Annotated in this window: 13 protein-coding genes; 8 read left to right on the forward strand and 5 right to left on the reverse strand. The window is 47.0% G+C overall.

Annotation, left to right across the window (positions count from 1 at the left end; translation table 11 throughout):
* The first annotated feature begins 37 nt into the window (after positions 1-37).
* Both ACO0KW_RS01410 and ACO0KW_RS01415 read left to right on the forward strand, forming a co-directional pair.
* Positions 38-1051 carry a class 1 fructose-bisphosphatase gene (locus ACO0KW_RS01410; RefSeq protein WP_423049910.1) on the forward strand — a complete coding sequence of 338 codons (1014 nt, stop codon included), beginning with the start codon at positions 38-40 and terminating at the stop codon, positions 1049-1051.
* Between the two features lie 157 nt (positions 1052-1208).
* Positions 1209-2123: a glutaminase gene (locus ACO0KW_RS01415; RefSeq protein ID WP_423051931.1), complete on the forward strand. Its 915-nt coding sequence runs from the start codon at positions 1209-1211 to the stop codon at positions 2121-2123.
* A 291-nt stretch (positions 2124-2414) separates the two neighbouring features.
* On the opposite strand, the gene ACO0KW_RS01420 is transcribed toward ACO0KW_RS01415, so the two are convergent.
* Both ACO0KW_RS01420 and ACO0KW_RS01425 read right to left on the reverse strand, forming a co-directional pair.
* Complete coding sequence (locus tag ACO0KW_RS01420) at positions 2415-2639, reverse strand: hypothetical protein (RefSeq protein WP_423049912.1); 225 nt, start codon at positions 2637-2639, stop codon at positions 2415-2417.
* Positions 2640-2678: 39 nt separating this feature from the next.
* Positions 2679-2945 carry a hypothetical protein gene (locus ACO0KW_RS01425; protein ID WP_423049914.1) on the reverse strand — a complete coding sequence of 89 codons (267 nt, stop codon included), beginning with the start codon at positions 2943-2945 and terminating at the stop codon, positions 2679-2681.
* Between the two features lie 118 nt (positions 2946-3063).
* Here ACO0KW_RS01425 and ACO0KW_RS01430 point away from each other — a divergent pair, with 118 nt between their 5' ends.
* The 4 genes from ACO0KW_RS01430 (at position 3064) to ACO0KW_RS01445 (ending at position 9687) form a co-directional block, all read left to right on the forward strand.
* A complete protein-coding gene (locus tag ACO0KW_RS01430) occupies positions 3064-3711 on the forward strand; it encodes a hypothetical protein (RefSeq protein ID WP_423049916.1) in 648 nt (215 codons plus the stop codon).
* A 158-nt stretch (positions 3712-3869) separates the two neighbouring features.
* The gene (locus ACO0KW_RS01435) at positions 3870-6908 is read left to right on the forward strand and encodes a response regulator (RefSeq protein WP_423049918.1); all 3039 of its coding nucleotides are present in this window, start codon (positions 3870-3872) and stop codon (positions 6906-6908) included.
* Positions 6909-6919: 11 nt separating this feature from the next.
* Complete coding sequence (locus ACO0KW_RS01440) at positions 6920-8083, forward strand: response regulator (protein ID WP_423049920.1); 1164 nt, start codon at positions 6920-6922, stop codon at positions 8081-8083.
* A gap of 44 nt (positions 8084-8127) precedes the next feature.
* Complete coding sequence (locus tag ACO0KW_RS01445) at positions 8128-9687, forward strand: response regulator (RefSeq protein WP_423049922.1); 1560 nt, start codon at positions 8128-8130, stop codon at positions 9685-9687.
* A 198-nt stretch (positions 9688-9885) separates the two neighbouring features.
* On the opposite strand, the gene ACO0KW_RS01450 is transcribed toward ACO0KW_RS01445, so the two are convergent.
* Positions 9886-11328 (reverse strand): M28 family metallopeptidase, encoded by a 1443-nt coding sequence (locus ACO0KW_RS01450; RefSeq protein WP_423049924.1) that lies wholly within the window; start codon positions 11326-11328, stop codon positions 9886-9888.
* 131 nt (positions 11329-11459) lie between these two features.
* Positions 11460-12428, reverse strand: a complete 969-nt coding sequence (locus tag ACO0KW_RS01455) for a hypothetical protein (protein WP_423049926.1) — start codon at positions 12426-12428, stop codon at positions 11460-11462.
* A gap of 452 nt (positions 12429-12880) precedes the next feature.
* Between ACO0KW_RS01455 and ACO0KW_RS01460 the strand changes: the two genes are divergently transcribed.
* Together ACO0KW_RS01460 and ACO0KW_RS01465 are read left to right on the forward strand one after the other, a co-directional pair.
* Positions 12881-14608: an alpha-keto acid decarboxylase family protein gene (locus ACO0KW_RS01460; RefSeq protein WP_423049928.1), complete on the forward strand. Its 1728-nt coding sequence runs from the start codon at positions 12881-12883 to the stop codon at positions 14606-14608.
* A gap of 41 nt (positions 14609-14649) precedes the next feature.
* Entirely contained in the window at positions 14650-16662 is a 2013-nt protein-coding gene (locus ACO0KW_RS01465; protein WP_423049930.1) for a hypothetical protein, read from the forward strand.
* A 771-nt stretch (positions 16663-17433) separates the two neighbouring features.
* Here the strand turns inward: ACO0KW_RS01465 and ACO0KW_RS01470 are convergent.
* Entirely contained in the window at positions 17434-17949 is a 516-nt protein-coding gene (locus tag ACO0KW_RS01470; protein WP_423049932.1) for a hypothetical protein, read from the reverse strand.
* Positions 17950-18100: the final 151 nt, after the last annotated feature.

Consider the following 18100-nt stretch of genomic DNA (forward strand, 5'->3'; position numbering starts at 1 on the left):
AAGAATTTTATAAGATCTAATTTAAAGAAGGAAAAATATGAAACGCATTAGTCTGACCCGTTTTCTGGTCGAAGAGCAAAGGCTCAATAATAATATCCCTGCTGAGTTACGCCTCTTAATTGAAGTGGTTGCCCGCGCGTGTAAAACGATTAGTCATGCGGTTGGTAAGGGCGCGTTGGGAGAGGTTTTAGGGACTGCGCACACGGAAAACGTGCAAGGCGAAGTGCAAAAGAAACTCGACATTCTGTCGAACGAAATATTATTGGAAGCGAACGAATGGGGCGGTCACTTAGCGGCGATGGCATCGGAAGAAATGGAAACGATCCACCCAATTCCCAATCGTTATCCACAGGGCGAATACATGCTCTTGTTTGATCCACTCGATGGATCTAGCAATATCGACGTCAATGTATCGATCGGTACCATCTTCTCCGTCTTGAAAGCGCCAGAAGGTATGGGCGCGCCGACTGAGCAAGATTTCTTGCAAAAGGGTAGTCAACAAGTCGCTGCGGGTTATGCGATTTACGGCCCACAAACGATGTTGATCTTCACGACGGGGAATGGCGTCAATTGCTTTACCTTAGATCGTGAAATGGGATCATGGGTACTGACTGAGCGCAATATCCAAATTCCGGTAGACACGCAGGAATTCGCGATCAACATGTCGAATGTGCGTCACTGGTATCCACCTGTCACCCGTTATGTCGATGAAATGCTGGCTGGTAAAACAGGTCCGCTCAACAAAAACTACAATATGCGTTGGATCGCATCGATGGTCGCTGATGTGCATCGCATTCTGCATCGCGGTGGTATTTTCATGTATCCAGCTGATAAGCGTGAACCGGACAAAGCTGGCAAATTACGCTTGATGTACGAAGCCAATCCTATGTCGATGATCGTGGAACAAGCGGGTGGTGCATCGACCGACGGTAAACAACGTATGCTAGATGTTCAACCTACTTCCTTGCATCAGCGGGTAGCGGTGTACTTGGGTTCTAAGAATGAAGTGGAACTCGTTACGCGTTATCATTCAGAACATTCTGAAACGTAATCGAAATATTGGTAGGTGCGATTAATCGTCATGTGAACTGACGATTAATCGCACACATGGGAAACCTGGTATCGGTATCGTCATTCAAATAAGTTCGAGAAGACTGCGATGACGTCGAACTAATCGCTTTAAGCCGCATGATTTTTATCCCATGACCATCAACTACCAACAAATCCTCGACGACATTCATCAAGAAATCCAACCCTTACTAGCCCAAGGCAAGGTTGCGACCTATATTCCTGAACTGTCCAAAGTCTCACCGCAACATTTTGGTATGGCAGTTTATTGCCTTGACGGTCGTAGTTACACGGTAGGTGATGCACAGCAAAAATTCTCAACGCAAAGTATCACCAAATTGTTTGCTTTATCCTTAGCCTTTGAACGTGAAGGTAATGCAATTTGGAAGCGAGTAGGGCGTGAGCCATCGGGTAATCCATTTAACTCTTTGTCGCAACTAGAATACGAGCGTGGCATTCCGCGCAATCCTTTCATCAATGCAGGTGCATTGGTGATTAACGATATCTTGGCGCAACGCTTTGTGCAGGCTGACATAGCGGTTTTGCAGTTTATGCGAATGTTGTCGGATGAGGTCAAAATTGATTTCGATCGTGAAGTAGCGATCTCCGAAGAGAAGCATGCGCATAGGAATAGTGCGATTGCGCATTTGATGAAAGACTTCGGTAATCTCCACAATCCGGTCGATTCAGTGATCGCTAGCTATTGCCGACAATGCTCGATCACCATGACTTGTTTGGAACTTGCAAAGGCGGGTAGTTTCTTAGCTAATCACGGCACTATCCCTTGGAATGGCACCAAGATTTTAGATTCAAGTTCTGCGAAACGACTCAATGCCTTGATGCTCACTTGCGGTACTTACGATGTCGCAGGCGACTTCGCTTTTCGTGTTGGCTTGCCTGCTAAGAGTGGCGTGGGCGGGGGTATCTTGGCTTTAGTGCCGGGCGAGTTGGCAGTCTGTGTTTGGTCGCCCGGACTTGATACAGCCGGTAATTCTTTGGCTGGTGTGATGGCGCTAGAGTTGTTTACGACGATGACGGCACGTTCAATTTTTTGATTCAAATTGACTTCAAGCTAGCTCAAATTCGCGATGGTTTCTTGTCTGCAAATGGCAAGTAATATCCCTGTACACTCATAAGCAAACCCTTTGACCAGGAACAAAATTATACTTAGCAACGTCGCGTTTTATATTTAAGATTTTTCTGGTATATCACGTGTGGCCTCGTCAAAGTCGTGTTCGAAATCCCACATTCCCGCTGGCTCCACGCCGACCAAAGGCTGTTCATCATGCAGAAGGCGGCGTACCAAGCCCGCTTTCGTCGGGTTTTTTTGACCCGAGCATAGTAGGCTAGTACGAATGCGTGTAGATAATTTTGGATGCGGTATAGTCACCGATACTGTATTTGTCTTGAGCGAGAAAAGTATCGAGAAAAGTATCGAGCAAAGCATGATCAACATTCACGCGGCTAAGTGGCGAGCCGGAATCCCAATGCTGTGTATTCCAGAATGCCCGTTCACCGTTATGCCAACCCCAGGATAAATTTTCTGTCCATGCCACGACATTTTGACGCATTGCGATATTGTCGCATAGTGCGTGTATTGAGCGGGCTACTCAGCTCATTGTGGTCAATCTGCCATGCTGAAGCAGTGCCAATAAAATCTCATTTTTCGAGACTGTATGCACCGCACGGGTTTTACCGCCATGCATCGGTAAATGTAGTACATCACCTTTCATTCGGTAGGGCTTACGCTGATGAAAATCCAAAGTGTTGGTGTCTGCTGGTGCGGTGTTTAAGGCGCAAATCAGTGTCTCACGATCTGGCGAAACCTTAATAATCAGAGCGTCACCTATGTATAGCTCTCGCAGGTACGTCGCCATGTTGACGAGTTCAGTGCTTCAGAAGAATAACGCCCGCATTAGGGCTATCAAATACCCAAATGCTCAGAGCTGAAATATAACGATATGAGTACCCTAGCGCACAGATGGCAGACTCCAAATGACCAAGAATAGCGTTGATCAGAATGAGGAAATTGAACGCGGAGAATGTATGCAAGTGCAGCACCAACAATGCCGATGGATAGAGCTGGTGACTCGATTTTTATGCGCTGGCCTATTGATGCCCTTGTTCGGCTGTTCTAGCCTTCTTCCGAATGAGAGTAAATCGACACAAACTGGTTGGAGTACTTATGAGCAGGCCGAACTTGAGTTCGCTCGCATACAGCCTAACGAAACTACCTTAAAGCAGCTCAAGGCGATCGGTTTTGACCCTGTCTCGACACCTAACATAGCCTTACTTAGTCATACCGATTTGCTACGCCGACTCGAAGCCGTTGCGGCCTTTGAAGGCGCGGCACTTGACCCAGCAATTAAGCTATGCGTCGCGGCTCGACAAAAATGCTATGCCTATCATCTTCAACAAACCTTATTGAAACGCAATCGAGTAGGTAATTTCTGGCTGGACATACTTAATTTTAAACGGATCACGGACATCACAGGTTGGCAGTTTGACGCGCTTATTATTATCAGTAACGAGCTGGTGGTCTACAAAACGTGGAGCGGCAAAAGAAATATTCATGAAGTGGAACAAAGTCATCATCCTCTGGGGCCGCTGCAGGGAATTGGTTCATCCATATTGAGTAAATAAGTAATCCATGTGTTGACGTAGATTGTATGAAAAGGACATGACATGCAGCAAATCAAAGCAAAGCAAAGCACGCTTAAGCCAGATTGGGAAAGCTAGCCCTCGTTCGACCTTGTCAGCCCTTTCTAACCTATAACGGAATGCATGAAGGATCAACTATTTTGAAACATCAGCAGAAAATTGCGGCGCTACTCGTTGGTGCTGCGTTACTGGTTATAGTAATTGTTTCCTTGTCGTTCTGGGCGTTCAAAGAGCTGGAACGAACTTCCGTTGCGCGCACCCATGTCGCTGATGTGATCGGCAGTGTGGATGATTTACTCAGTGGATTGACCGACGCAGAGACCGGTCAACGTGGTTACTCGCTTACCGGCGACGAGCTATATCTGCAACCGTATTTAAAAGTACGCGATCAAATCAGTAGCGACTTGAAAAAACTCAGTCAATTGACCAAAAATGATACTGTAAAAAAGCGTATACAACTTTTGACGCCATTGGTTGATGCCAAGATGGCGCATATTGCACGTGTCGTCGCCTTACGTCGTCAGCATGATATTGAGGCTAACCTTGCAGAAATTCGGAGCGGTCAAGGCAAGCTACTCATGGATATGATACGCGTCGAGGTTCAATCGATAAAGCAGGTAGAAGGAAATTTTCTGACGCAGCATGATGCAGAATTTCAACTAAACATGCGAATTTTGTTTGGCGTGTTAGTTGTTGCTAGCCTGCTTGCCTTAACGGTTGCTATCCTATTTTCGATGATGGTTTATCGTCAGTCGCAACAAGGTCTACGAGATGTAGTGCATCGTGAGACCGCGCGCTTGCTTGAGATTTTACAGGAAAAAAATAACCAGTTGATTCAAGCCACTGGCTTGGCAGAACAAGCGAATCATGCGAAATCCGACTTTCTTTCAAATATGAGTCATGAAATTCGCACGCCTATGAATGCCATTATCGGTATGGCTCACTTAGCCCTTAAAACAGAACTGTCGGCACGCCAGCGTGATTATATTAAGAAAATACAGCTTTCTAGCCGACACTTGCTCGGCATTATTAACGACATCCTTGATTTTTCCAAAATTGAAGTGGGTCAACTCACATTAGAGAAAACCGATTTCGAACTAGAAAAGGTGCTGGACAATGTGCTCGCCTTGGTCGCCGATAAAGCCAGCGCTAAGGGTTTAGAGTTGGTTTTTGATATAGAAAAAGATGTCCCATTGCGCTTAGTAGGTGACCCTTTGCGGCTAGGTCAAATTCTCATTAATTACACCAACAATGCCATCAAATTTACCGAGCGTGGAGAGATTGATATCATCATCCGTATCAAGGAACAGACCGACCTTGATGTTTTACTTTACTGCGCTGTGCTTGATACTGGCATTGGTTTAGGTGCAGACCAAATAGGCCGGCTGTTCCAGCGTTTTTCGCAGGCGGACGCCTCAATTACTCGGGAATTTGGTGGTTCTGGCCTAGGGTTGGTTATTTCAAAAAAACTGGCAGAGTTGATGCAGGGTGAAGTAGGCGTAGAGAGTGAGTTGGGCAAAGGCAGTAATTTTTGGTTTACTGCACGGCTAGATAAGAGTGCCGGCCAACAACGCAAGCTTATATTGTCGAGTGATCTGCATGGAAAACGGGTGTTGGTGGTCGACGATAACGAGAATGCGAGATTAGTGTTAAGTACGCTGCTAAGCGCGATGGGGTTCAAGGTCGATCAGGTTAATTCGGGCAGAGCGGCAATTGCCGCCGTGGGTCACGCCGATGCATTGGAAGACGCTTATGAAATCGTTTTTCTTGACTGGCATATGCCAGAGATGGATGGAATTGAAACTGCAAGACTACTTGGCGCATTACCGCTACAAAGTAAATCGCGCATGGTCATGGTCACCGCGTATGGTCGAGAGGAAATAATTCAGGGTGCAGAACGTGTTGGTATCGATGACATCCTAATCAAGCCTGTTAGCGCTTCAGTTCTGTTTGATTGTATGGTGCGCATGTTGGGGGACGTGGTCGATACCACCTGTAAGGCAATTGATCCACCAACCAACACCGAGAAGCAGCTCATTACGATCAAAGGCGCCAAGGTCTTATTGGTGGAAGATAATGCGCTCAATCAGGAAGTCGCATACGAATTATTGCAGGACGCAGGTTTCATTGTCGATGTGGCAGAAAACGGTCAGATCGCCATAAATAAGATCAACACTAATAGTTACGATATCGTTTTAATGGATATGCAGATGCCCGTGATGGACGGTGTCACTACCACCCGTATGATACGCAAGGACTCGCGCTTTAAAGAGCTACCGATCGTGGCGATGACCGCCAACGCGATGCAGGGGGATCGCGACTTTTGCATCGCCGCTGGTATGAATGACCACGTCCCAAAACCGATTGAACCAGAAGACTTGTGGTTATCTCTGCTGAAATGGATCAAGCCTAGACAAGCGATGACCGAATTAGTCGCGCCCGACTCCGGTTCGTCGGCACCAGCACAGACACCAGCACAGACACCAGCACAGGCACCAGCACAGACACCAGTACAGACCAAACAAGCGGGTGCACTGCTGAATGATATCGATGGTTTAGACGCGGCAGTAGCATTGCGCCGCATGATGGGGCAAGAAACGCTGTACTTGACAATGTTGGGGATGTTCGTCGATGGCCAGACAGGTGTCACTAAGGATATTCTTAACGCGCTCGATAACAATGACTGGGATGCAGCCGCAGGTTTGGCGCATACTTTACGTGGGGTGTCTGGTACGGTCGGCGCAAGTAATGTGCAACAGCTGGCAGCAAAACTTGAATCTGATATCCGTCACCGTGAACCACGTCTAGCATTGGAAGCGCCGCTCGACGCGCTGAAAAATCAGCTCGACAATTTGATTGTGCAGCTGGAGCAGAGGTTGCCGAAAAAAACTGAACATACCATCGTTTGCGTGGATCAGAAAAAACTCCATCGGGTATGCGAAAAACTCAAACACTTGTTAAGCGGCAGCGATTCAGCCGTGTGTGCATTATTCGATGCAAATGCCGACCTTCTAAATACCGCGTTTCCTCAGCATTATCGTGAGATTGAGAACGCCATACGTCAATTCGATTTCACAGCGGCGTTGGCGAGTCTAGCTGCCGCTACCAATGCTACAGCAACACCAGCAGCCACTGCCACTGCCGCATCGCAACCAACTATCGAACCTTTTTCGGAATAAAAGGAACTTTTATGAACATACAAGATTTCGCACATCGACAGACTATATTGGTGGTTGACGATACGCCCGATAACCTAGTCTTTATGACGAATCTGCTGCAGGGTGCGTATCGAGTACAGGTTGCATTTAACGGTGAAAAGGCATTGGAAATAGCCCGTTTGGCGAAGCAACCAGATCTGATATTGCTTGATATTGTGATGGCGGGGATGGATGGGTATCAAGTATGTCAGCAGCTTAAACGCGATCCTGTGACGATGCATATACCGGTAATTTTTCTTACGTCAAGATCGGAAGTGGAAGACGAAAGAAGAGGTTTGGAGATGGGTGCGGTCGACTACATTACCAAGCCGGTTAGTCCACCGATCTTAATGGCCAGAGTAAAAACGCATCTGGCGTTAAATGCCATGGCTGCTTTTTTACGTGATCAAAACGATTTTCTTGAGCATGAGGTCAGCAAACGTACTCAGGAAGTCAATGCGATACAGGATGTGACGATACTGGCAATGGCGTCCCTGGCAGAAACGCGTGATTGCGAAACGGGTAATCATATTCGTCGCACACAATACTATGTCAAAGCACTTGCCGAAAAGCTGAAAAATCACCCTAGATTTTCGTGGTTTTTGACCGATGTAAATATCAAAATGCTGTATAAATCCGCACCTTTACATGACATCGGTAAGGTTGGTATACCCGACTGTATTCTGTTAAAGCCAGGACGTTTTGAATCGCATGAGTTTGAAATTATGAAGACCCACACGACACTGGGGCGCGATGCGATTGAGCACGCTGAGAAAGCCTTGGGTGTCAAGGTAGATTTTCTTTCATTTGCCAAGTCAATTGCGCTCTCGCATCAAGAGAAATGGGATGGCAGCGGTTATCCCGAAGGATTGGCGGGCGACGAGATTCCGATTCCGGCGCGTTTGATGGCGGTTGCGGATGTGTATGATGCTTTAATTAGCCGTCGAGTATATAAAGAAGGTATGTCGCATGAAAAAGCGGTCGAGATTATGATCGGTGGCAGAGGCAGCCATTTCGACGCGGACATGATAGATGCATTTTTGGATATTCAGGAAGAATTCCGCGATATAGCTTGGCGCTTTACTGATACCGATGCCGATCTCGACAAGAAAAGAGATTACCTATCCCAAGTTACCCAAGTTAATCAGGCCAACTAGGCTAATCAGACTAAACAGGTCGGCTCTTGAACAGTGAAACAACTATGAATATTGAAGAATCCGTGTTTCTCGTTGTGGACGATTTTGAGCCTATGAGAAAAATCACTTCTGGCCAGTTACGTGCGATGGGGGCCAAGTTTATCTTGACGGCAAATAACGGAGCGGAAGCGTTGCGCTTACTTCGCGGGCAAAGAGTTGATGTGATTTTGTCCGACTGGAATATGCCGGTCATGAGTGGACTAGAGTTGCTCTTGCAGGTGCGTGCTACGGCTCAACTAGCTAGCCTGCCTTTCATTATCATTACCGCTGAAGTCGAGCACAAACGCATTAAAGAAGCGATTGAAAGTGGGGTCAATGACTTGTTGATAAAGCCGTATACAGCGGCGCAACTTGCGAGTCGAGTCGAAAAAGTTTTGTTGTCGCATCATAAAATGAACGCCAAGGATTTGGCAGTTCATGAAAGAGAGCACAACTCAGTTGTGGACGCGCACATGAGCTCGCCGCCAACCATACTCGTGGTTGATGACGTTCCTGATAATTTATTGCTACTGTCGCGTCTGTTTGAGGATGAATATCGAGTACGCGTAGCTGGCAGCGGTAGCAAAGCGCTAGAGATGTGCCAATCGAACGACCCACCAGATTTGGTGATGCTCGACATCATGATGCCCGGGATGGATGGCTTCGAAGTGGCAAGGCGCATGCGTGAACATCCTACCTCTGGCACGATTCCAGTTATTTTTATTACCGCGAATCATGAAGAAGCCGCGCGCTTGCAGGGAATAGAGTTAGGCGCGGTAGATTTCGTCATCAAGCCGATTGATCCCACATTGCTCAAACCTCGTGTACGCAATTTCATGCGTCACGTTGAGTTGCACAAGCAGCTGCAAGCCAATTACGACAGCATGCTGGAACTAACTCGCTTGCGTGAAGACGTCGAGCATATTACTCGCCACGATATGAAAGCGCCGCTTGCCGGAGTGATTGGCTTAGTGCAGGCTTTGGCAGAAGATGGTCAGATGAATCGCCAGCAGATCGAGCAACTACGCACGGTGGAAGAGACTGCCTTGCGCGTGCTAGATATGATTAATCTATCCTCAGAGTTATTCAAGATGGAAACGGATCGCTTCAAGCTTGATGCACAGCCCGTTAATATTGCGTATGTACTTCAGCGCATCGTTGAACTTGCGCGCGCTAGCTTCGCCCACAAACAATTGGATATTCTTTTGCATTTTGACGCGGACGGTGAGAGCGAGGTATCCCAGGCATGGGGCGATTCCATGCTGTGCTATTCGCTATTTCAGAACCTGATCAAAAATGCCTGCGAGGCTGCATCAGAAAAAGGACGAGTCACCGTAACGCTTATTGATAGAACTGCCTTATACATCGTGATTGAAAATGATGGAGTAGTCCCAGTAGAGATACGTGACCGATTCTTTAGTAAGTTCGTCACCAGCGGTAAACACGACGCAAGCGGCCTTGGTGCGTATTCAGCAAAACTTCTAGCAAAGGCGCAAAACGGCGACATTTCGATGACGGTGTCCGACCAAAAAAATATCACTAGTATCGCGGTGACCTTGCCGCGATATGAAGTTGGAATGAAATAAAGTCGAGTTCTGAGCGCTACTAAGTGGATACTCCGAGATCGGGCGGGGACGGTGATGCATTTGTAGCTGCGCTTGTTGCTGCGCTTGTTGCTGCGCTTGTTGCTGCACTACACCCATGAATACTGATATCGAGTCCGGTATGACGACAATCTCTGGGATCTACACCCTTGGTCCAGGTGCTAAATAGGCATAAGTTTTTTAGCGTTGCTTATCCGTAACTGGCAAATAATAACCCTCAGTATTTAGAACCTCAGGTGCATTCGCAATTTCATACGCAATCAAGGCCATCACGATGGCTGAGTATTGTTGCGCGGTGCGAAATGGCAGCACTTTTTCATAGGTGTCGAGCACGGTGTGATGCACTTGAGTGTAATCAAAATCGGTGCTGGTGATGAGGCGTGGTGTTGGCACACTTTTTTTCGTAAAAGCTGCATCGTCACTACCACTATTGCCGCGAAAAGCTGCATTGCTGTCACGTGCGTTGTCGTTGATGACCGCTTCGAATTCAAAGATAGGGTGTACGCCTTGCAGATCCAGGCTCACGCGTTCAAAGCTGTTTTTCCACATACTCGGGATGGTGATGCCCGTGATAGCCCCCGGCGCGCTGTCGCGATTGAGCATCATTAAAATCTTAGGCAGATCTTTGGCATGCGATTCAACGTAGGCATAAGCACCTTTCAAACCTAGCTCCTCGCCTGCAAAGCCAATCATGACGATGCTGCGACGGGGTTTGACGCCGGCTTGTGCTAACAAACGCATCGCTTCCATGACGGTGGCAAAGCCCGCGCCATTATCTGCCGCGCCTGTGCCACCATCAAAGCTATCGAGATGTGCACCGAGTACGATGATTTCATCTGCTTTGTCAGAGCCGGGGAGAGTGGCAATAACATTATGATAGTTTACAGGGCCGGGATAAAACCAATTGCGGATATCAAATTCTAAGATGACTTTTTCGCCCTGTTGAATGCGTTTTTGAATCGCCAGATAATGACTAGTGGCGAGTTTTATATCGGGTAGCGCCGGCAAATTTTCCCAGCTAGTCGGGGCACTGGTCGAAATGTGAATGGGTTCTTCGGCAGACTGTATCGTGCCCAAAGCACCGATCTCGATCAATTTTTGTGTCAGGGTTTTCGCTTTGTAAATTAATTCTCCATCGCGTCCACCCGCGTTTTCGCCGGATATCAATACCCATGCACCTTTGAATTCGTTTGCACGCTTTTCGATGTCAGCAATGTTAGTCGGCGCGATCATGGCGATTCCAGTTTGTACGCCTTTGGTTCCAGACGAATAGGACGGCGTTGCGAAATTTAGGGTTTGCGGTGACGCATCCAGAATGCGGCCAAACCAGGGACCGCGATTAAAACCGAGCGGCATTTGCCCTGCGATTTCTAATTCTGCATTCATGCCAACTTGTTTGCCCCATTGATTCAATTGATTTTTTGCCCACGAAGCGGCGTGGGTGTAGGCATCACTGCCAGTGGTGCGCCCGCCGAAGCGATTCGATAAAATATCTAAATGCTGCATTACTTGTGGATCAGCTTTGCCGATAGCGATAATGCGCTGGGCAGTGGCGTCTTGCGCCATGCTCGAGGCACTGCATAGGTTGAAGGTGATGAAGATTGAAAGTAGGAGTTTTGTCATGGCTGTATTCGGTGGTTGTTCACTATTTAGGCGATTTTGTAGGGCGGGTGCAACCCGCGCTGCTCAGGTGCTCGATGGCATGGCGGCGCGGGTTGCACCCGCCCTACAATTTCGAATTATTAACTTGAAAGTCACTGATCCCGACCAGACAGTGTTTGAATAAATGCCGCTAATTCGCCCTTGTTCCGCGCTGTAATAGCCTGTGTCAATTTGGCTGAACGCAGATTAGGGTTCGCACTCACTAATTTTTCATATGTACGTAATGCACCTTCTAAACCACCGAGGGAATAGGCCGCTGTTTTTTCAGCTAGGGTCGGATTATTAATTTGAAAGGCAATCGCGCTAGCGCAAAATTGGAAATACAGTTGCGCACGAAGATCGGCCGGTGATGCTCTTTTTAACCAGTCTGAAACCGCACCCGTTCTGAACGTGAGATCGGGAATGTCGGTAATCCATTGATCTAGCCAGACATTGTTTTGTTCAAATACTTGCTGCAAATTGTTCTCAGCATCGAGTGCAATTTTGACGGCACGTGCCCGTTCTTCGACGGTAGATGGGCCACGTTCTTGTGGTGCGACGACGGGGATGACCGCGGGTAGGCTGCTAGCATTTGAGCGCGTACCGGCGACTGGCTTGCTCATGTCATCGTCATCTGCTACGCCATCGGTTCGGCGTATCTGACGGTTTCCAACTAAGGTATTGGTTTCCGCGCTGATTGTCCAAGTGACTTTGACTTCGGTATCGACTGCTTTGCCTTTGCCACTGGTATGTGTGCGTATACCGCTATGCGTGAATACGGCCTGCGCATCTTTTAGTTCACCTTGCATTTCTCGTGTGCTGCGTCCTATGCCCTTGTCGTCTAGCCAAACGATATGCGCGGTCAATTGTTTTGACTTAGCTTGATTGTTAGGCGAGATCTTCATCACACCATATCCGACCACGTCTTTTTCATTTTCTGTGCCTATCACGGTTTGAAAATTCCATAGACCAATAAGTGGCGTGGTGGTAATGGCTTGCGCATAGGCGAAGTTGAACAAACCGACACCAGTGAGAAATAGCACGTTGGTGATTATTTTGTAGTGCATTTTTAGGATAGACATGGCGCGCTCTTGACCGAAAGGTGAATGTGGGAAGGGGGTGTGAATCGCGACAGATTCTACGGAGATGCCATCGACTAACCAGCAAATTCAGATCAAAGCCCGAATTCGAGGGTTAAGTGGGCATTAAGGTCGATAAACGGGGCAATTCGTAAAACCCGTCCATTCTTTGCTATTGAGTGAATAAAACGCAGCAGCGGAGCCGTGGGCATTTGAGCCCCCCTTACGTGTAAATAAGGGTTTGACGCGTTAAATTTGGAAACACGCGTCGCCAGAGTGAGTGACAGGCATGAGCAGAGTACAGCGTCATTTCTACCTAAATCGCTTTTGCGTTAGATGCTGAGTGGTTTTATGAGAATGAACATTGATTGGCATGCAAATTGCTAAATACGAAATATTCAAATGCATTGCCCATGATGCCTAGCACCTTTAGTTAATAAGCCAAGGAAAATACGATGAGCCGTCAAACCTTTACCGTAGCCGATTACCTGCTAACCCGTCTATTGCAATTAAAAGTGACCGATGTGTTTCAAATTCCCGGTGATTACGTCAAACACTTCACGCAAGCTTTGGAAAATTTCGATGGCATCAACACTATCGGTGCGGTCAATGAGCTCGATGCGAGTTACGCCGCGGATGCCTATGCCCGCACTCGAGGTCTGGCGGCGGTTTCTCTTCAATACGGTGTCAGTACCTTTAGTGCCTTAAATGCGGTGGCAGGTGCCTATGTTGAGCGCAGTCCTATCGTCGTGATCAGTGCTTGTCCAGGCGCTGATATGCGCAATCAAACCAATATGTACGGCATGATTTTTCACCATTCCACCGGCAATCTGGATGCGGATCAGAATGTGTTTAAGAATGTGACGGTGGCGTCAGAGACCTTGAGTACCTCGGTCGGTGCCGCAGAGAAAATCGATGCCTTGTTGATTGCAGCGCTGACACACCAACGCCCGGTGTATATCGCCTGCTACAAAGAAGTGTGGGGCGAGGCCTGCCCACGTCCGGCCGCAACACCATTAAAAGCTCAACGCATCCACAGTGAAACGTTAGCTTTGGAAAACGCAGTAGAGTTGGCGTGGTCCCAGATCACTGCGGCGAAAAAGCCTTTAATTTTTGCAGGGGTTGAAGTATTGCGCTTTGGCCTGAGTAAACTGCTGCAAAAAATCATTGATGCCAGCGGCATGCTGTATACCACCACAACTTTGGGGAAAACTGTCGTCGATGAAGTGGGTGAACAATTTATTGGGACCTACGCCGATCAGGCTTCGATCGCCAACGTCATCACTACAGTGGAAGACGCCGACTGCATCATTTCGCTCGGCACCATACTGACGGACGATTACCTGTGGCTGATGGAAAACAAATATCCGCAAATGATACAAAGCTCAATAGGGCAGATGCGGGTTGGTTACTTCCAATACGAAGGCGTGATGATGCAAGATTTTATGGAAGCCTTATTGAAGCGCTTTCAGAAGGCCAAAGCTTATCCTCTTAAAGTTAAAGCACCAGCGAAACCGGTTTATCCAGAACCCTGGATTTCGAATTCAGATGCGCGCTGGAATGACAAGCCCGAAGTCATCACCTACAACCGGTTTTTCCAGCACACCATGAAGTTCTTGCAGGATCAAAAAATGATGGACGACATCGTCATGGTGTATGGCGTCAGCAGTGCCATGTATGTTGCGAGTAATGCGATGGGAATGAAGCAGGGTAGTTACATCAGTTCTGCCGCCTGGCAATGCATAGGTTTTGAAACCGGTGCCACATCGGGTGCCCAATTAGGCAGTGGTAAGCGTGCCTTGACCATAGCGGGTGATGGCGGCTTCATGATGGTTTGCCAATCACTCTCCACCTTGGCGCGTAACAATTTGAATTCCGTGATCTTCGTCATGAGTAATGGCGTGTATGCGATCGAACAGGTGTATGTCGACATCACGGCTTTCGAGGCAGGTCCGCAACACAAATTTGATAGCTTTGATATCTTGCCTAAATGGGACTACATGGCACTCGCGCAGGCTTTTGGGGCGAAAGGTTTTAGAGTCGAAACGGTAGATGAACTCAAACGTGCTTTACCTCTCATCAAAAAAATTAAGTCACAACCGGTATTGGTCGAAGTTTGTATTCCCGAAAAAGATTTGCCGCAACAAATGGCGCGCTTGGGAAATGAGACTTTGCCAGTGTAATTTCATCTTATCGATCAAAGATAATCCTTCAGGAGACTTTTATGGCAAAGCCAAATCAAACGACAAAGACTTATTCCATTTTCGGTGCGGGTGCTGCGGGTTTATACACCGCATGGCGCTTATTAAATGGCGAAGTGAAAAACAGCAAAGACAAAAGTAAAAAACTAGCGAAAGGCGATACGCTAGAACTCTATGATTGGGGGCGTTATGATTTTTCCAAAGCGCATCCTGGCACGCGCGCGGCTGGCGCCCGTATCTGTACCTGGCATTACAAGAACGATAAAACTCAGGCTTACTTAGAACTGGGTGGCATGCGTTATTCGGATTGGGATATGAATGCGAAAGACGCGAACAATGGCACGGCACCTGGGCATCGCGTCGTTACTACTGTGATTAAGCAATTAGGCTTGGATAAGTATTCAGTGCCATTTAATGAATCGACTAATCCGCTCTATTATTTGCGCAGCAAGAACTTTTTCTTAAATCAAATTACGTCTCAAATTCCAGCGCCTTATCACGTTGATCATTACGGCGCAGCAGGTACGCCAGATAATGGTTTCTCGATCTTAGAAAAGCTGTCTGTGACTAAAAATATGACCCGTCGTCAATGGGATACTTTTTATCGCGATGGCGAGATTAAGGTGAATACTGGCGATGGTTCGGTTTATCAAAAAGGTGACAAACTCAAAGATATTGGTTACTGGAATTTGATGTACGACCAACTCGGCAGTGAGGGCTTTAATTACGCCGCAGATGGGAATGGGTATAGCTCGAATGTGATCAACTGGAACTCGGCCTATGCGTTTCAGGCGAATAATGAATTCACACCGGGCAACCAATACAAGACGATTAATATTGGTTACTCAGGAATGTTTAATGCCTTATTTGAACAGATCGTCAAACTGGCGAAAGCGCAAGGTGTGATTTTTAACTACCAACCCAATACCCGTTTGCAATCCATCATCGCAAAAGGTAAAACCATCCACTACAGCTATGCCACACGTGAAAATCCATGGAAGAAAGCGGATACAAAGACGACCGATGCAGCTTGGTTAGCTATGCCGCGCCATGCGATTGAACAGGTGGCACAAGGATCTCGATTTGACTTAGAGGCCGGAGTCACGGATGTGCTCAATCATCGCAAGGTGCAATTGTATTTAGAGGCGGCAATCATGCAGCCTTCGTACAAGGTGGGGATGTTTTTCTCTACGCCATGGTGGACAGCCAATGCTGAAAATCCGCCAACCTACATTCCGCAATTAACGGGCTATGAAGTGACGCAGCGTGCGGTGGTTCAATTAAAAGCCTTGGGCTTGTCAAAAGCGACTTTGAAAGCATTGAGTAGTTTAGTCGGCACGCCGTATGCCAGTTCCACCGATTTGATCAGTGCAGTGGAAGCAATCACCGAAGAACGTTTAAGTCTCAAACATGAAAACGCCTTATTGGAAGTGACCTTCAATAGCACTATTGGCCCCAGCGTGACAGATACGCCGATTCGTCAGGTCGTCTATTTTGGTAATAATGCGACCGACCCGAAAGCCAAACCTGTGTATGGTTTACTTGCCAGCTATGACGATGAAATTTATACGACGTTTTGGAAAGAATTGGAATTAGAACCAAATCAGGAACAACATATTCCAAATAATGAAAACGTCCAGACGCTGATAGGGCCGAAAAAAGTCCCAGATCGTATGGTCAAAATGTTGCGCAAGCAGCTGGCAGAAATTCATTTCGGCCCTAACTCGGATTACACCATGGTGCCTGCACCAGTTGAAGCTGCTTATATGGATTGGTCACTGCCACCATTCAATGCGGGCTATCACGCCTGGTCTTCACATTTTAATATCGGCGATGTGCAGCAGAAGATCCGTAAGCCTTCTCAGTTGATGGAGAAGACGGATGTAGATATTTTTATTGTCGGGGAAGCGTATTCGAATGATCAGGCTTGGGTGGAAGGGGCTTATTGTACGGCGGAGTCGGTGTTGAATGATTTCTTTGGAGTAGAGCCGATTATTGATAATTGTGAGTATCCGTTTATTTGTTCGGCGAAGTAGGGTATGGTTTTTGAATTTGATTTCGGTCCTAGCTTTTAACGGAATGGGTTTTCAAATTAACATCCATCTTGTCACTCCTGCGAAGGCAGGAGTCCAGTGGCGTTCGTCGATGAATGGATGTGGCTGGACTCGTACTTAATTGAGAAATCTAGTATTTTCTCAGCTAATTTCATCGTTCGCAGGTCGGGTGTGGCCCGACAGCCAAGCACCTTTTTTGCTTCGCCAAAAAAGGTCCTCCAAAAAAGGCGACCGTAGGCTCGCCCCTTCGGGGTGCTTACGCTTCGCTTCAGCATAATTTGTGCTTCACAAAAAATGGGAAAGTGTTGAAACTCGCTACGCTCAGACAACAACACTTTCTTGTCCATTTTCTGTGAAGCATAAATTACATCGTCTCAAACGGGGGTAGGTCAAAAGCAAATTCAAAGGCAACCTTCAACTGCTATTGGAAAAATGGACGACCGTCGGTATCGATTGTTTTGGTGTTGCCGTTGCTTTTGACTTTGACGCCGTTCCACTTCTGACACTGCCAATTGTGCAGGACAGAAAATGGATAAAGAAAGCCTTGCTGTCTGAGCGTAGCGAGTTTCAAGGCTTTCCCATTTTTTGTCCTGCACAATTGGGAACCCGAAGGGCAGTGGCAGCGTGGTCGCCTTTCTTTGCTTCCTTTCTTTGGCGAAGCAAAGAAAGGGAGTGGTTGTCGGGCCACACCCGACCTGTGAACGATGTGAATGTACAAACGCTAAATCTGGGCTTTCATTAAGCTACCTAAAATTAGTTATCAAATTCTAGAATATGCAGACCAACATTTTCTGCAAGCTGCAATATTGGCTCTGCCTTAGCCTTGTCGTTAAAGAAAAGAACATTTGTATCATCCCACGAGGCTACATAAATGCAGTCAAACTCTGGTAGCACTATGAATTGATTTGGTGACCTATGCATTTGTATTCGCGATTTTTGTATATAAAACGCTCTTTTCACAAAACGTTTTAATATCAACTTTGATTTTGTCGGCCATCGTCCGCGATATCGAACAGTATAGACTTTAGTTTTGTCAAATATGGCAGACCAATGTGCGAGAAATTTTTCATCCCGCGCTTGTCTCTCAGGACCAGAAAAACAATCGAGTAGATGCCACTCACTTTCATCTCGAAGCCAATGATCAAAAACAGAAATTGCTACTTTACCCATTGAATGAGGATCGACCTCCTTAACTTTTTTCAACTCTGGAAATTGTTCAAAAATAGCTTTACTTAGATCAGGCGAAATGGATGGCAGACGTTTATTCATTTGGAATTTCATTGGTATTGGTAGCCTCAAATTAACAGATCAATAAAAACAATGTAATAATAACTGCTGGGATGGGGCGGTTGGTTACATCCGATCTACGAATGTTGAAACTACCAAAATGTGAAATTAAATTGCACGAAATCAGTAATCT

Origin of the sequence: Undibacterium sp. Ji22W (genome assembly GCF_049340305.1) — a bacterium.
Classification (GTDB): domain Bacteria; phylum Pseudomonadota; class Gammaproteobacteria; order Burkholderiales; family Burkholderiaceae_D; genus Undibacterium.

Excerpts from the sequence above, each read along its gene's own strand:
- ACO0KW_RS01445 (WP_423049922.1), top strand. The coding sequence starts at position 8,128 with ATGAATATTGAAGAATCCGTGTTTCTCGTTGTGGACGATTTTGAGCCT.
- ACO0KW_RS01465 (WP_423049930.1), top strand. The coding sequence starts at position 14,650 with ATGGCAAAGCCAAATCAAACGACAAAGACTTATTCCATTTTCGGTGCG.
- ACO0KW_RS01455 (WP_423049926.1), bottom strand. The coding sequence starts at position 12,428 with ATGTCTATCCTAAAAATGCACTACAAAATAATCACCAACGTGCTATTT.
- ACO0KW_RS01470 (WP_423049932.1), bottom strand. The coding sequence starts at position 17,949 with ATGAATAAACGTCTGCCATCCATTTCGCCTGATCTAAGTAAAGCTATT.
- ACO0KW_RS01420 (WP_423049912.1), bottom strand. The coding sequence starts at position 2,639 with ATGCGTCAAAATGTCGTGGCATGGACAGAAAATTTATCCTGGGGTTGG.
- ACO0KW_RS01450 (WP_423049924.1), bottom strand. The coding sequence starts at position 11,328 with ATGACAAAACTCCTACTTTCAATCTTCATCACCTTCAACCTATGCAGT.
- ACO0KW_RS01410 (WP_423049910.1), top strand. The coding sequence starts at position 38 with ATGAAACGCATTAGTCTGACCCGTTTTCTGGTCGAAGAGCAAAGGCTC.
- ACO0KW_RS01440 (WP_423049920.1), top strand. The coding sequence starts at position 6,920 with ATGAACATACAAGATTTCGCACATCGACAGACTATATTGGTGGTTGAC.
- ACO0KW_RS01425 (WP_423049914.1), bottom strand. The coding sequence starts at position 2,945 with ATGGCGACGTACCTGCGAGAGCTATACATAGGTGACGCTCTGATTATT.
- ACO0KW_RS01460 (WP_423049928.1), top strand. The coding sequence starts at position 12,881 with ATGAGCCGTCAAACCTTTACCGTAGCCGATTACCTGCTAACCCGTCTA.
- ACO0KW_RS01430 (WP_423049916.1), top strand. The coding sequence starts at position 3,064 with ATGACCAAGAATAGCGTTGATCAGAATGAGGAAATTGAACGCGGAGAA.